A 15211-nucleotide genomic window follows, 5' to 3' on the forward strand; every position below is an offset into this window, starting at 1 on the left:
GCGTGCTCCTTGAAGTGCCAGACAAGCGCTCGATCCCAGTCGAGTTGCGCAATCGTGATGTCGCAGCCGGATTTGTTCTGGGTCATGCGACGGCGCTCGCTTCGCCGACAACGTTGTGCGGCATGACAGAAACGCGCCGTACGCCTTCGTGCGCATTGGCGATGAAGCGCGTTTGCAGAACGCCGATTTTTTCCATTTCGAGTTCTACGACGTCGCCGTCAGCGATCACCTGGCCAGTCTCGATAGTGCATCCGTCACCGACCGTGCCCGATCCGAAGATCTCCCCAGGCTCAAGGGTTTCCGATTGCGAGATGTAGGCAATGAGTTCCTCAAACCGCCAATTCATTTCGGACGAGGAAGCCGTGACAAACAATTCACCATTCAGGCGCGCGGTCATGGCGAGCGCATAGGGGTCGCCGATCTCGTCCGCTGTCACCAGGAACGGTCCCATGGGCTTGGAATTATCGAAATCCTTGCCCTTGCCCGGCCCCATCTGCCCAGGCATGGCTCGTGCCTGTTCATCGCGCGCGGACAGGTCATTGAATATCATGTAGCCGAAAATATGGCTTCGCGCGTCGGTGACGCTGATATCCTTGCCTCGCTTGCCGATGACGCAGGCGAACTCGAACTCGAAATCCATTTTCTTGCTGTAAGCCGGCCAGTGCACGTCGGTGCCGGTTCCACATACATTTGCAGGGTTTACACGATAGTATAGCGGGTTCTCGTACCAGGCGTCGGGCACGCGAAGGATACCCTTGCGTTCCATCATCTCCATGTAGGCTGGCGGATCGTCCGCCAGGCTCGCCCGAAGCCGGCGTATGCCGTCATAGGCCTGAATCATGTGCTTCTCGAAGGCTAGAAAGTCGCGGATCTGTACAGGGCGCGGTATCGGCGCGAGCAGCCGCACATCGGCGAGGGCGACCCGATGATCCGTCCCGGACTGGCGAACGATGGTATGAAGATCGGCGAGCGCCATATCGCCCGCCTCGACAATGGCCTGGATGCTGGCGAGATGACGTGGCGCCGAGCCGGTCTGAGCAGTGGCGGCCGCTACGATGTCGATCAGCGCATCGCCACCATCGGCGACGACGCCAGGCACCGCCTGACCGTCCTTGATAAATGTCGCCAGCTTCACGAGGGCTCTCCTGTTTTGCAAAATGCTTTGACGAACATGGTCAATGCGTTTCGACTGGACCGGCGCCGCCATAGGCGACCCATCCGCCATCGACGGGCAACGTCACGCCAGTAATGTAGCTTGACCAGTCCGACAGAAGGAACGCGGTCGCGCGCGCGATCTCGGCTGGCGCCCCCAGCCGGCCCATCGGCGTGCGATCGGTGAGGAGCTTCTCGTCAAGTTTGCCTTCCGCGATTAGACGGTCAGTCATTGGCGTCCGGATGAAGCCCGGCGCTACCGCATTGATGCGAACCCCGCTCAACGACCATTCGCAGGCGAGATTCTTGGCCATCATCGCAACCGCCGTCTTGGCAGGGCCGTAAGCGTGGCGCCGCGGGCTACCGATCAGGCCTCTTATGGACGACATCGCTACGATCGATCCGCGCTGCTGCGGCATCATCACGCGGGCTGCGGCGCGGCAGGCGAGGAAGGTGCCGCGAAGCGTGACATCGACTATGTGTTGCCACTCGTCGATATCGATCTCGAAGGCCTTCGCGACGCGGTCGCTGACGCCGGCGCAATGCACCAGCCCGTCGAGGCCACCGGCCGCGGCGGTCGCCGCAGCGACCACCGCCTCGCAATCCTGTTCCCGCGTCACGTCGCCGCCAGCACTCGCCACCGCGCCGAGTTCGCGGGTGATGCTCGCGAGCGCTTCCTGGTCGCGATCCATCAGAATGAGGACGGCCTGTTCCTCTGCTAGCAATCGTGCTGTCTCTAGTCCGATCCCACTGGCGGCGCCGGTCACGAGAACGCGCTTTCCCGCCAAGCCGAGGCTCGTCGTCATCAGCGGCGCTCCAGACGTTGATCGGCCCAGTGGACCGGCGGCGCCCCAGCCACGGGCGAACGAAAGAAGGGAATCGTCGTGCCTCTCAGGCTGCCGATATAAACGGTGCTGAGGTCCGGCCCGCCGAACGTGACGCTCGCCATCCACGGCGCCAGCGCGCTGCCGCAGGCAAGCATTAGCTCTGGCGTGAGCTGCTCCTCGGCATAGGCCTGGAGCAATTGCCGTCCAGCTTCGGAGTCGCGGTCGTCGTCCAGGATGATACGCAGATCGCCATCCGGAGTGATCGCGAAGATCCGATCAGTAAAGATGTGCGTGCCCCAGAGATTGCCGAAACTGTCGAAGGCGATACCGTCGATCATCCGGCCATGATTGTCCGGGCCGTAAGTTTCGCGGCTGTTGAGCGTGCCATCGTCGGCGACGCGGAATCGGGTGACCCTCATTCCGCACGTTTCCACTGCGTAGAGCCACTCTTCTTTGGCATCGAGGCGGATTTCGTTTGTGAAATGGAGGCCGTCGGCAACGATGCGAATCCCCTTTTCGTCGGCGAGCGCGATGTAGCCGTCCCGCACCGAAGGGGTCATCGACATGATAAGGTCGGGCACACGGGTCGACACGGTCAGCCACAGCCGGTCGCGGCTATCGCGCAGGACGAAGTTCACCCGCCCGAACGGCCTGCCGTTGATGGCATCATACAGGACGGAGCTCTCCCCCGTACGCTTCATCACTTCGAGCCGGTCGGTGCCAAAATTAGCGATCAGTATGTCGCCGTTGCGCGCGAAGGCCATGCCGTTGGGCAGGGTGTCGTTGACTATCCGCGTGAACTGTTCGGTCGCGCTCGCCGGGACGGCGTCGCCCTGGGCGATCAGCGTCTGCGAACCATCGGTGGCGATCCGAACCACGCCGCCGCGCGCATCGGCGGACCATATCGTGCCGTCGGCTTCGGCGAGGATGCATTCGGGGCGCTGCAGGTCCCGGCCGATCGACGCGAGACTTGCCGGATCGACCTCAAAGCCGTCGATCGGGTTACTCGGCATGAACAATTCCTTCGCTGTGAGATGGTTGCTTGGCGTGTATTTCGCGCAGGCGCTTTTTATCGACCTTCCCGGTCGCGGTGAGCGGCATGTCGGAAATCAGGATCGTATCGGGCAGCCACCATTTGATGATCCGCTCCGAAAGAAATGACCGTACCTCGTCGGGCGTAACTACAGCGCCCGGCTGAGGCTCGACAACCAGCAGGGGACGCTCTTCCCATTTCGGATGATAGACGCCGATCACGCCGGCAAAGCGCACGCCCGGACAGGCGACCGCGACATTCTCGATATCGATCGAGCTAATCCATTCGCCGCCGGACTTGATGACATCCTTCGCCCTATCGGTGATCCGAAGATAGCCGAGCTGGTCGAGTGTCGCGATGTCGCCGGTGTCGAACCAGCCGTCTGCATCGGCGCCGGGGGCGTCACTCTCGAAATAACGATCGATCACCCAAGGCCCTCGAACGAAAAGCCGCCCCGATGTCTCGCCATCGCGAGACACTTCGCGACCATCTTCATCGGTGATCTTCAGCTCGATCCCGAACTGAAGCCGGCCCGCCCGCGTCCAGATGGTCTCGTCGCACTGATCCTTGCCCAGCGCGGTGAGCCGCGGTGTCGGCGTTGCCAGAACGCCCAGCGGGCTCGTTTCGGTCATGCCCCAAATTTGGCGGACCTTTACATTGTATCTGCGCTGAAAGGTTTCGGCCATGATCCTCGGCACCGCCGATCCGCCGATGACGACGCGGTCGAGTGTCTCGGGCGAGAGCCCGTGCTGCTCCAGATGGGCCAAATACATGGTCCAGATCGTCGGCACGCCGTTGGTGAAGGTCACGCCTTCGCCGACGATCAGTTCGTGCAGACTTTCACCATCCATCTTGTCGCAAGGAAGTACGAGTTTGCAGCCATTTATCGGGGCTATGAACGGGATGCCCCAGGCTGTCGCATGATAGAGCGAACTGCACGGCATGACGCAGTCAAAGGCAGAGAAGGCCAGCGCGCCGCTCAGCCCGCCGGCGATGCCGTGCAAGACGATCGACCGATGCGAATACAGCACTCCCTTGGGGACACCGGTCGTGCCCGAGGTGTAGCACAGGATTGCGGCGCTATTCTCGTCGAATGTTGGCCAGCTATGGTCGGCAGGGTATCCGCTGATCAGCGTCTCATAGCTCTCCGCCCCGACCTCACCGGCATCGAGCCGGTCGGCGTCGGACAGCATGATGTAACGGCGAACGAGCGGAATGCGGGACTTTAGCCGTTCGACCAGCGGCAGGAAATCGCGCTCGAAAAAGAGAACGCTGCTGCCCGCATGGTTGATCGTATAGGCTATCTGGTCCTCGTGTAGGCGCGGATTGGCGGTTTGCAGCACAGCTCCGATGCCCGGGACGGCATAAAAGAGCTCTAGATGCCGATGGGTGTTCCAGGCGAGTGAACTGACCCTATCGCCCGGACCGATGCCGATAGCCCGCAACATATTTGCCGCTTGAGCGACGCGGGCAGCGCAAGCGGCATAGTCATAGCGCCAGACCGGTTCGTCGATGAGTCGGGAGACGATCTCGCGCTCACCATGCGCCGCTGCGGCATAGGCGAGGATGCCGCTGATCATCAACGGCCGATCCTGCATCAACCCTCGCATTTCCGAACTCTCCCAACCTATGTCCTTTGATTCGATCTGAACTGTACGTACGTTCCTATCTATTGTAAATGGTTTTCAGTTTCCCGACATGTTCCGGTGGAATCGATGAGTGAAACAATTTGTATAATTTACGCTCACAGGCGGCTTACCGCGTTGGAGTCAGCATATGGTAATGATTGACGACTGCCGGCATCCGTCGCTTGATGGCATCAAATGAGCACCGCTTGACAAACATCGAAACGAGAATAAGTAGGAACGTACGTACAGGAAAAAGATCGGCTTGCGCGTGTTGCGCATACCGAGCGTGGTCGAAGGTCGAGGTTAGTCCACCGGCGGCTTGACGCTCGGTGAGACTAGCCTTTCAGATCATTTTCCTTCGTACGGGGATGCAAAAGGGCGGGTGCCGATCTGGACGCCTTGCCTGTAATCTGGGGAGGAATTTCGACATGTCTTCAATCACCATTCTAAGGCTTTCAACCAGCGCGTTGTGTCTGGCCTCACCTGCAATCGCGCATGCGCAGCAGCAGGTGCCCGCGACGACTGCTGTTCCTGTGCCGGCGGAGGAGGCTCGAACGGACGCCGGGGACATTATCGTCACCGCTCAGCGTCGTTCTGAGCGGCTGCAGGACATCCCAATGGCGATTACCGCGCTGGGTGGCGCAGCGTTGGAGCGCGCTCCAATCAGCAATATATCTGATCTCCAAACCTCCATTCCCAACGTCAATATATCGCTGCGCAACGGCTCGGGTGTCGTCGCCATTCGTGGCATCGGATACGACATCGTCACGGCTGGCGCAGACGGCAGCGTAGCCATTCACAGCGACGGCGTTTATCAGTCCCGTCCTGCAGCAGGACTATCCTCTCTGTATGACGTAGAGCGCATTGAGGTAGCGCGAGGCCCTCAGGGCACGCTGTATGGGCGCAACGCAACAGGTGGCGCGATCAACATAATATCGCGCAAGCCGACCAGTTCTCTCGAAGGCTATGTGGATTTTTCCTACGGTAATTATAACGCGATATCTGTCGAAGGCGCGATCAGCGGCCCCCTTGCCGGAGAAAAGTTGCGCGGACGTATCGCCGCTAAGCTCGAGGACCGTGACGGCTGGGGAACGAATCTTTTCAACGGCAAGGATGTCGACGACGTAAAAAGCCGATCCATCCGGGCGATGCTAGATTTTTCACCGAGCGAGACCGTCAGCTTTCTGTTGGCCGGCGAGTATTTCAAGCGCGACGACTCCGCCAACGCTCTGCACTTTGAAGGGTGTGTTGCGCCCGTGTGCAATGCCAACACGGCGATCAATCGGGGGTTTTCTATTCCGGCGAACCCTCGCGACGTAAATCAGGATGCGCAGGCTGGCTATAGGCCCGAACAATATGGCCTAACCCTCACGTCAAAGATCGAGCTATCGTTCGCTGATCTTACGGCGATCAGCGGATATCGCGATGGCAAATCTTACTTTTACAGTGATTTCGACGGAACTGCGCAACTTGGATCATTCGCTACTCGAGAAGAAAATTACCATACCTTCTCACAGGAATTGCAACTCGGACGTAGCGGCGGCGTAATTGATTGGATTTTGGGGGCCTATTACTTCGACGAGAAGAATTTCGCCCGGACCAATGCACAGTTCCCGCCCTTCCTCGCCCCGGCTTTGTCCCGCGTCTTTCAGGGCGGCACGCTTTACACCAAGGCTTTCGCGGGATTTGGCGAGTTGAGCTATCACATCACGCCGGAGCTGACCGTGACGGCGGGCGGTCGCTATTCCAGCGAGAAGAAGCGGATCGAAGATGAGTATATCTTCACGAATGGGCCTGTGAACACCCGAGGACGTCCTGGACAGGCAATGCCCTGCGTCGTTTGCGTTTCGATCCCCAACGCCGTCCGGTTCAATGCTTTCACCCCCAAGTTCGGTGCGCAATACAAATTCAGTCCTCGTCAGATGATCTACGTGAACGTCCAGAAAGGCTTTAAAAGCGGAGGTTTCGCCGTCGGGGCGGTCACCCCGGCCTTTCAGCCAGAAACGATCTGGAGCTACGAAGCAGGTTTGAAGGCAGAATGGTTCGATCGCGCCCTCACGACGAATATCGCGGTGTACCATTATGATTATAAAGACCTTCAGGTCGGGCAGATCGTCGGTACCGTTACAGAGATCCGCAACGCGGCCTCCGCAAAGATAGACGGTGTCGAGGCTGAGGTGCGGCTGGCGATCGGGGATCATCTGACGCTAGATGGCTTTGGATCCTACAATCATGCGCGCCTGTCTTCCTATACCGCCGTAAATCCTGCCCTTCCGTCTCAGAATCCGGATTTGTCCGGAAACTTGCTTTCAAACGCACCCAAGTGGACAGGCAAGCTCGGTGCAGAATACTCCACACCCATTTCCAGCGGAAATATTACGGTGCGTGGCGAGATGTTCACGTCTTCGCGCGTTTATTTCTCGCCTTTCAACAATCTGACAAACAGTCAAAAACCCTACACACTATTCAACGCAAACATCCGTTATGAGGGCAACAATGATTGGTATGCCAGCTTGTTCATGAGCAACATCGCCAATCGATTGGTCAAGTCCGGTTCGATCGTCTCGAGCGGCGCTGTCGGTGCGTTTATTGCGGCGCAGTATCTGCCGCCTCGCATGTATGGCATCAAAATCGGCAAGCGCTTCTAAACCCGAAGCAGGAACCCAGCACGAGCTGATATTCCGCGTCAGAAGTATTGGTAGAACGAGGTGTGACAATGTTTGAATATTTCCCATCTAACGCCGGATGGACACTGAGCGTGGGATGCGCGCTGTCAATGGGCGGCGAACTGTCAGAAGTGCATGAAGCCTGCAAACCGCTCGTACCGCTCGCCGAAGCTCCGCTCGCCGTTGCAAACGAGGCCTGGTTCCAAAGCTGGATGTCAGTGTCAGAGCGGGTCAAGCTTCAAGGCGATGAGCTGCTGAGTAAAGGTTGGGAATTCTCGGCAGGCGCGCGTTACTATCGGGCGGCACAATATGGCTTCATCGCCGAACGGCATGCCGGCTGGAAGGATCCGCGCAAGCTGATGGCGTACCGGAAGGCCAGCGACTTGTTTGCCAAAGGCGTAAAACTGCTCGGGCATAGAACCGAAAGAATCGAGATTCCGTATGGTGATGCATCGCTGGCCGCGTATCTCCGGCTGCCCGAGGGCGATGGCCCATTCCCGGCGGTGATTTTGTTCAACGGCTTCGACGGTATCAAAGAGATGCAATACGGGTTCGCTGGCGAAGAGGCGGTGAAGCGGGGCATTGCTGTGCTGTTCATGGATCAAGAAGGTACAGGTGAATCCGCACGCCTTCACGGCATGACAAAACCTGTGGACTCGGAAAGATGCGCCAGCGCTTTTATTGACCGCCTGGAACAGCATCCAGCAATTGATAGCGATCGGATCGGTGTTATCGGGTGCAGTAATGGTGGCTATGATGCACCACGGGCAGCCATCTACGAACCGCGTCTCAAGCTATGCGTATCATTTGGCGCTTTTTACGACTCGGAGTGCCTCCGTTTCAAGTTTGAAAGCATGATCCATCATCCCGAGCGCCCGCTTCGAGGCCTGGACTTTCCTGATCAGATGCGGAGTGTGATGGGTAAGGACAACTTGCAGGAGGCTTGGAATGAATTTCGCAAGCGCACGCTGGAAGGCCATCTCGCAGGATTGAAAGTGCCTTATCTTGTGCTGCACGGCGAAAATGATCGGTTGGTGCCCTTGCGCTTCGCGGAACGCTGCATCGCGGAGGCCGTTAACAGCCCACGGGCCGAGATCAAAGTCTTTTCCATCGCCGAAGGTAGCAGCGAACATTGCGGCATCGATCTGATTGCGTCCCACTCCCAGTACATGTTTGACTGGGTAGCAGAAATCTTTGGGGGCAAGACGGCCCGAGGCTGATCCCGCCCCTTGCGTTTCTCTTACCCGGTGGGGATACGCAGGAAGAGGTTGCGTGAGGGTAAAGATGGCAAAGACGTTGGCCAAAAATTCTGGGGGTGCGCGGACGACGATCCTCGATGCAGCTGAAGAGTTGTTCGCGCAGTCGGGCTTTGATGGAGTTCCGGTAAGAGAGGTCGCTAAGCATGCCAATGTGGCGCTGAGCTTGGTGACCTACCATTTCCCATCAAAAGACCAGCTCATCGATGCAGTGATAACGCGGCGCAGTGATGCGCTCAATTCGGCCCGTCGCGAGCAATTGCGCAAGTTTATACTCGACGACAGTCGCGATCTCACAAAATTCGCTGAAGCGTTCACCCAACCGTTCCTGAATTTAATCGGATCGGGCGATCAACGTTGGCGCAATTATGGTGAGATAATTGCTCAAACGGCATACTCTGCAAAATATTCAGCATCACTTACTAAACATTACGATCAAACGGCGCGTATGTTTGCAGATACCTTACGGGATATGTACGGACAGGCAGACTCCGAAAGATCAATTCGGGCGATAGTATTTTGCGTGTCAGTTATGCTCAGTATATTCGCTGCGACCCGAAGGGTGGAAGCCATATCCGAGGGAAAGTATAATAGTGCCAATCCGAACGACTCTTACCCCTTGATGTTAAAATTCATTGCCGGTGGAATCGATAAAGTTATGCAAGGATAAGCTCATCATATTATTGAACTCCTTGAAGCCCGCACCCGATCTCGCTCTATCTCGTCGTGCCGACGTCCGACATCAGCCGCACAGGGCCGTCACCGCCTGCGGACGATGCTCGACGAGTTCCCCGCGGTCGGGCGCTTGGATTTCTTCGAGACGAGCGTCGCCTTCCTCGCTGGCTATGGCGTGCGCGCGTTCCTGATCGCGCAGAGGCTCAACCAGATCGAGAAGGTCTACGGCGAGCACGACGCCATCCTCGACAATCGCCATGTCCGTATCGGCGAGCAAACGACCGATGAAGGGACTGCCGGTGCCGAACCTATCCAGCGAGCTAATTTGCTCACGGATATGCTGGTCGCGCATTTTGAAATCAAGTGAGATGCAGGGAGCATGTCCGCTTCTAGGTTCGAAGGAATCCCTGATGTAAGACCGCAATGGGCGCGTTGCCGCCCCCTGCAACGAGGCTTTCTTTTGGTTCGTGAATGACCTCTGTGGACGCCCCTTCGGATGCAAGCGGTAAATCGGGGTAGATCGGCACGTAGTCGGATGCTGTCATCTGTCCGGCCTCGATGAGCAGCGCCATAGCTGCGGGCCAGTATGGGAGTTCGCGGACCGGAACCACATCAGCTTTCCGCGCTTGGCTAGCGCTCGGCCATTCCCTGGTTCTTCCGGCCCCGTCTCGCCGACTGTTGTGCCATACCCTCCTTCGACCGCTTACGTCCCCGACGCCTCTGACCGCTGTCCTGGCTTACGCCGCGACCGCCGCCGGAGCTCTGTAATCCTCGTTTTTAGTCATGACCGCCCAGGCAATGCGCGCCATTTTATTGGCGAGCGCCACCGAGACGAGCATGCGCGGCTTGCGCGCCAGCATGCGCTCGAGCCATGAACCCGCCGCCGCGCCGTGCACGGTCGCCTGCCTGACGACCGAGCTGCCACCGATAATGAGCAGCCGCCGGATAGTGCGCTCTCCCATCTTCGAGATCCGCCCGAGCTTCTGCCGTCCGCCGGTCGAATGCTGGAGTGGAGCAAGACCGAGCCACGCCGCGAAGTCGCGGCCCTTGGTGAAGGTCTCTACCGGCGGGGCGAGCGCGACGATCGCGGTGGCGGCGATCGGTCCGATGCCGGGGATGGTCATGAGCCTGCGTGCCACCTCGTCCTCGCGCGCACGCCGGGCGATCTCCTTGTCCAAGTCGGCGATGCGATCGTCGAGCTCGGCGAGCATCTCGGTCATGACGCGCAGCATGGCGCGCGCCGCCTTCGGCAGCGACGATGCCATCTCCTCCTCATCGAGGAGGTCGGCGAGCATCGCCACCTGTGCCAGGCCCCGCGGAGCCACCCAGCCAAACTCGGCAAGGTGCCCGCGCAACGCATTGATGAGTTGGGTTCGCTGGCGAACGATGAGATCGCGGGTGCGGAACACCATCCCGGCCGCCTGCTGATCTTCGCTCTTCACGGCGACGAAACGCATGCCCGGCCGCTGCACCGCCTCGCAGATCGCCTCCGCATCGACTGCATCGTTTTTATGCCGCTTCACGAACGGCTTGACGTAGGCGGGCGGTATCAACCGGACCTCATGACCCATCGTCTGCAGCTCACGCGCCCAGTGATGCGCGCCGCTACACGCCTCCATCGCGACCAGGCACCCCGGCTGCTCCGCGAAGAAGTCGAGCAGCTTCGCCCTACTCAGCTTGCGGCTGAACACCATGCCACCGCGCTCGTCAGCGCCGTGCGCGTGAAAAACGGTCTTGGCGATATCCAACCCAATTGTGATAACCTGCGACACGGACGCCTCCCTCAGTGGTGCTTCAACACCTCCACTTTGGCACATCGATGCCGTCGGGGGGCGTCCACCCCATCAGCTTTCCTGCGACGGCACCTCGCAAGCCGACAGTCGCGAATGTCCCACTTCCGGCCCGTTGTAATGCGACCATGTCCGCAACCCGGAGTCAGGTGAGCGGCCGTAATGAGTCGGTGCGCTTGCCCCCGCCAGCGGCCTTGGAAAAATAATCTTGCTCAAGTGACAGCTGAAAGCGGAGTTGCCCTGTCAGCCAATTTCAGCAAGTCAGGGCGAGCGCCACTTTCGACGAGCTTACGGCCTTGAACGTAATCCTTGACCGCGTTGACGCAGTCCATTGCGATTACTATTCCGTCTCTCAGGTACATGATTGAAAAGGAGCGGTCCTCTATACTTCCTCGCAAAATGGTCGTGTCGAACCCCGTGTTCAGGCCGACAGTTTGAAGACGCAGATCGTACTGGTTGGACCAGAACCATGGGGTCGACCGATAGGGTTGCGGATCGCCACACAGCGACTTGGCGACGCATTGAGCCATATCGTTGGCGTTCTGAACGGACTCAATGCGCGCTGTCCGACCATTAGAATAGAGTTCAGCATGCACCGCACAATCGCCAATAGCATAGATACCGTCCAGAGACGTACGGCAATAGGAGTCTACAATTACACCCTTGTCCACTGCCGCTCCGGCCGAAGCCAAGGCGTGGACTGCCGGTACGATGCCGATGCCGACAATCACCGCATCTGCGGGAAACCTCTTTCCGCCCCGCAGCCGAACGGCAGTGACATGACCATCCTTGGCTTCCAAGCTCTCAACGACCTCGCCAGTGTGCAGTTGAACGCCATACTTTCGATGTTCATTCTGAAAAAATACCGATAATTCCTCGCCGGCGACCCGTGCAAGAACACGGGGCGCTGCCTCAAATAGCGTAACCTGAAGGCCCAACTTCGAGAGCACAGCGGCAGCTTCCAGACCAATATATCCACCACCGACAATGACGACATTTTGCGCTCCGGTGTCGATCGCGGCCATGAGCGCATCGCAGTCGGCTCTGGTGCGCACGACATGCACGCCCGTCAGATCATGGCCTGAGCATGACAGGCGGGCAGGATCGCCGCCTGCGGACCAGACGAGCTTACCATAGCGTATGGCATGGCCGCGATCCGTCGTCAGGATTTTCGACTTCGGATCGATGTCCATGATCTCGGTGCCGAGCCGCAGGGTTATCCGCCGCTCTTCCCAGAAAGTCGGCGGCCGGATCAGGAGGCGTTCAAACTCTTTTTCGCGCGCCAAATAGCTCTTCGACAGCGGCGGGCGTTCATAAGGCTGCTCTGGTTCACGCCCTACGAGCAAGATCGAACCTTCGAACCCGTACTGTCGCAACGAGATGGCGCACTGGGCGCCGCCATGACCGGCGCCAACGATAACGACGTCTGCGTATTCCATCTGTTTCGATCTTCCTATGCGGGAGCCGACCGCGGCAACGAATTGAGACGCAAGCCGAAGACCTATTTGACGCCCTGCTCGGGAAGATAATTGAAGTGCCACACCGGTTCCTCCCGGAGGAAAGGGGGCAGGTCGTGAACATAATGGGCATAGGCGAAGAGAGGGTGGTCCCAATCGCGCGGCACCCAGGAGTCGTCGACATAGTCCCCGTCTGCACCGTACTCCGCTTCCCCGCCTGCCGGGCAGGGGAGGTAGTAAAAGAGAGCGGAATCGATCCGGTGGCGCCCCATTCCAAAGTGAGACGGTTCCCACCCCTTTCGCACCATCGTGTTCGCGCCGATCATGAGTTCGTCGATGTCCTCCACCCCGAAATTGGCATGGTGGAACACAAGGCGACCGTCCATGTCAGGGAGGGGAGCATTGGCGTTGAGAAACAGGATATTGTGGTGATTGTATGCGCCATCTGCGCGGAGGTAGGTTCCAAAGCCGCGCTGGTGATCGGAGAGGCGAAAGTTCAGCGTCTCGATCATGAAACGATGGGCGTCCTCGTAACCCGGGACTGCGAACACCACGTGCTGAATGACCTTGGGGAACGTGCGACGGCGCCATTTCCGATGTTGATTGAGCCTGCGGATGTGACCTGGTGCGTTGACGGGATCGGGAGCGGTGATGACCGGCGTCTTGGTGAAGACTTTGAGACCCATCGCGATCCCGAAAGGCGTCACGAAGCGGGCAATGCCGTCTGAGCCTTGAACCACCTCTGTCTGTTCAAGTAGCTTCGCAACGAGCGCATCAAGCGACTCCTCGCTGTCCACCCCCCACACGACCTCATGCACCCCCGTGCCGGCGACCTTCGAACCGACTGGCAAAGAAGGATCGCCGCTCTTTTTCAGGATGACGCGCGAGCCCTCCGGGAGCTTGAAGCAAATGTCTGAGGTCCAGAGTTCATCCCGTTGCAAGCCGAAGTCCGCGAAAAACCGCGCGCAGAGATCAAGATCGTCGACGGCGTAGACCAGGCGTTCGATTCCAGAGATTGTCATGCTACATTCCTCTATTCGCCTGCCGACCTAAGCTCGGATCGTGTGCGCCGGGAAATTGGGATGCGCGATGACTGCAATGCCGGTGCTTGATGCCGTGATTCGCTACTTCAAGAACGAGCCCGCACCGGGATCATGACGGTCTCTAATCCCGCTGTTTGTCGAAATGCGGCGATGCCGTGTTAATACTCGTCGAGCAGCGCAAGGCTCGCCTCGTGGAGCAGTTGCCCGGGCCGTGCATCAGGATTACTCACCCCGCTCCAGTGCTCCATCTCCCAAGTGGCGATGCGGTCAGAGCTTTCGATTACGAAACGTGCCCGATTGAAGCGCCGTGACATAAACTCGGTAAGCAGCTTCTCTAGTGAAGCGTCTCGCCGCAGAAGCGTACCGAGAAGCACGGCGTCCTCGATCGCCATTGCCGCTCCCTGAGCCAGATGCGGCGTCGTGGCGTGTGCAGCGTCTCCGATGATGATCACGCGCCCTTTATGCCAGGGCGATGGCAGCAGAAGGCTTTCCATCGGTCGGTATACGACTTCGGTTGGATCCGTGATCTGATCACGGAGAGTCGAAATGAGGCCCCCAAAGCCTTCAAGCCGCTGGCGCATCAGCACCGCGAGCTGGTCCTCCGGGACCCGTTGATTGCCCAGTTCCGAGGTTACCAGGAACATGTACATGAGGTCAGATCGCAGGGGCGTGAGCCCAACTTTGCTATGAGGCCCCATATGAATTTCGCCCCACTGAACATGGTCCGGCCGCGCGAAATTATGCCGCCATACGGCCTGCCCGGTGAATTGTGGGGTAACGCTGACGCCGAACAGTCTCTTGCGTGTCTCCGAGTAAAGACCGTCAGCACCGATCACCAAATCATAGTCGCTCGTCAGGCCGTTAGTCAGCTCAACGCGTACGTAATCGCAACGGTCGTCCAGCGCGTGCACCTGGGTCCCTAAATGAATCGTGACTCCATGAGCATAAGCGGCCTCGTAGAGGATGCGATGAAGATCCGGACGGGTGATCCCGTTATTAGATGGAAATTTCGGCGCCGCGTGACTTTCGTTTGGCGCGTCCATGAGGAAGTTGCCGCCTGCGTCGTGGATCCGCCATCCCGGGAACGGTGTGCCAAGCTCCACGCACCGCGCGGCAAGGCCGATCTGATCCAGCGCCCGAAGGGTGTTGTTCGGCTGTATAATGCCCACCCCATAAACACTAAAGTTCGGTTTGGTTTCAACAAGGTCGACGTCAATCCCCGATTGGCGCAGAGCTACCCCTGCGGTTAGTCCGCCGATGCCGCCGCCGATTACGAGCGCGTTGCGGATTGCTGGCATCACCATCCCCCCCCGACTTCCGCCACGATCTTGCGGCGCACGCGCGGAAGCAGAAAGCAGACGAGGACAGCTAGGGCTCCAGCGCTTGCGAGAGCCCAGAGACCGCTTCGAGGGGCATCCAGCCTGTCAAACGTCCAGCCGAGTACCAAGGGACCAGACATGGCGCCCAGGAAATAAGCGGCGAGTTGGCGGTTGTAGATTGCCGGATAGTGCCTCTGACCGAATAGCCGGCGCACGAAGTAAGCGAGGATATCGGACTCCGAACCCATCGCGGCACCTACGATCAACGGCGGAATGTACATTTCGGCAGGGCTTGGCATTCCCGAGAGCGTTGCCAGCCAAGCAACCGCAAAAGCGCCAAAGCCGTACATGCCGATCGCCACCAG

12 protein-coding genes and 2 pseudogenes are annotated in these 15211 nt (G+C 58.9%); 4 read left to right on the top strand and 10 right to left on the bottom strand.

The window, feature by feature from the left end; genetic code table 11:
* Nucleotides 1–82 precede the first annotated feature (82 nt).
* From BHQ40_RS16685 to BHQ40_RS16700, 4 genes are read right to left on the bottom strand one after another with little or no spacing between them, the layout of a single operon-like run.
* Nucleotides 83–1207: a fumarylacetoacetate hydrolase family protein gene (locus BHQ40_RS16685; protein WP_216094898.1), complete on the bottom strand. Its 1125-nt coding sequence runs from the start codon at nt 1205–1207 to the stop codon at nt 83–85.
* Nucleotides 1176–1958 carry an SDR family NAD(P)-dependent oxidoreductase gene (locus BHQ40_RS16690; protein WP_083276993.1) on the bottom strand — a complete coding sequence of 261 codons (783 nt, stop codon included), beginning with the start codon at nt 1956–1958 and terminating at the stop codon, nt 1176–1178. The genes BHQ40_RS16685 and BHQ40_RS16690 overlap by 32 nt, the downstream gene beginning before the upstream one ends.
* A complete protein-coding gene (locus tag BHQ40_RS16695) occupies nt 1958–2992 on the bottom strand; it encodes an SMP-30/gluconolactonase/LRE family protein (protein ID WP_070156952.1) in 1035 nt (344 codons plus the stop codon). The genes BHQ40_RS16690 and BHQ40_RS16695 overlap by 1 nt, the downstream gene beginning before the upstream one ends.
* The gene (locus BHQ40_RS16700) at nt 2982–4622 is read right to left on the bottom strand and encodes a long-chain fatty acid--CoA ligase (protein WP_216094899.1); all 1641 of its coding nucleotides are present in this window, start codon (nt 4620–4622) and stop codon (nt 2982–2984) included. The genes BHQ40_RS16695 and BHQ40_RS16700 overlap by 11 nt, the downstream gene beginning before the upstream one ends.
* A 446-nt stretch (nt 4623–5068) precedes the next feature.
* On the opposite strand from BHQ40_RS16700, the gene BHQ40_RS16705 reads away from it, so the two are divergent.
* The 4 genes and pseudogenes from BHQ40_RS16705 to BHQ40_RS16720 form a co-directional block, all read left to right on the top strand.
* Nucleotides 5069–7288 carry a TonB-dependent receptor gene (locus tag BHQ40_RS16705; protein WP_171905883.1) on the top strand — a complete coding sequence of 740 codons (2220 nt, stop codon included), beginning with the start codon at nt 5069–5071 and terminating at the stop codon, nt 7286–7288.
* A 68-nt stretch (nt 7289–7356) separates the two neighbouring features.
* Nucleotides 7357–8526: an alpha/beta hydrolase family protein gene (locus BHQ40_RS16710; protein WP_070156955.1), complete on the top strand. Its 1170-nt coding sequence runs from the start codon at nt 7357–7359 to the stop codon at nt 8524–8526.
* Nucleotides 8527–8590: 64 nt separating this feature from the next.
* Entirely contained in the window at nt 8591–9232 is a 642-nt protein-coding gene (locus BHQ40_RS16715; RefSeq protein WP_070156956.1) for a TetR/AcrR family transcriptional regulator, read from the top strand.
* A 35-nt stretch (nt 9233–9267) separates the two neighbouring features.
* A pseudogene (locus BHQ40_RS16720) lies at nt 9268–9535 on the top strand (type IV secretory system conjugative DNA transfer family protein); the annotation flags it as partial.
* 91 nt (nt 9536–9626) lie between these two features.
* On the opposite strand, the gene BHQ40_RS16725 reads toward BHQ40_RS16720, so the two are convergent.
* The 6 genes and pseudogenes from BHQ40_RS16725 to BHQ40_RS16750 all read right to left on the bottom strand — a co-directional run.
* On the bottom strand, nt 9627–9809 hold the full coding sequence (locus tag BHQ40_RS16725) for a hypothetical protein (RefSeq protein WP_139139338.1): 183 nt from the start codon (nt 9807–9809) through the stop codon (nt 9627–9629).
* Nucleotides 9810–9974: 165 nt separating this feature from the next.
* Nucleotides 9975–11009 carry an IS110 family RNA-guided transposase gene (locus BHQ40_RS16730; protein ID WP_070156959.1) on the bottom strand — a complete coding sequence of 345 codons (1035 nt, stop codon included), beginning with the start codon at nt 11007–11009 and terminating at the stop codon, nt 9975–9977.
* A gap of 230 nt (nt 11010–11239) precedes the next feature.
* The gene (locus tag BHQ40_RS16735; protein ID WP_070156960.1) at nt 11240–12466 is read right to left on the bottom strand and encodes an NAD(P)/FAD-dependent oxidoreductase; all 1227 of its coding nucleotides are present in this window, start codon (nt 12464–12466) and stop codon (nt 11240–11242) included.
* A 62-nt stretch (nt 12467–12528) separates the two neighbouring features.
* Nucleotides 12529–13506 (bottom strand): VOC family protein, encoded by a 978-nt coding sequence (locus BHQ40_RS16740; protein WP_070156961.1) that lies wholly within the window; start codon nt 13504–13506, stop codon nt 12529–12531.
* 179 nt (nt 13507–13685) lie between these two features.
* Entirely contained in the window at nt 13686–14825 is a 1140-nt protein-coding gene (locus BHQ40_RS16745) for an FAD-dependent monooxygenase (RefSeq protein WP_070156966.1), read from the bottom strand.
* Nucleotides 14825–15211, bottom strand: a pseudogene (locus tag BHQ40_RS16750) (hypothetical protein); the annotation flags it as partial. The pseudogene BHQ40_RS16750 and the gene BHQ40_RS16745, both read right to left, overlap by 1 nt.

Source organism: Sphingobium phenoxybenzoativorans (assembly GCF_001757355.1).
Taxonomy (GTDB): domain Bacteria; phylum Pseudomonadota; class Alphaproteobacteria; order Sphingomonadales; family Sphingomonadaceae; genus Sphingobium; species Sphingobium phenoxybenzoativorans.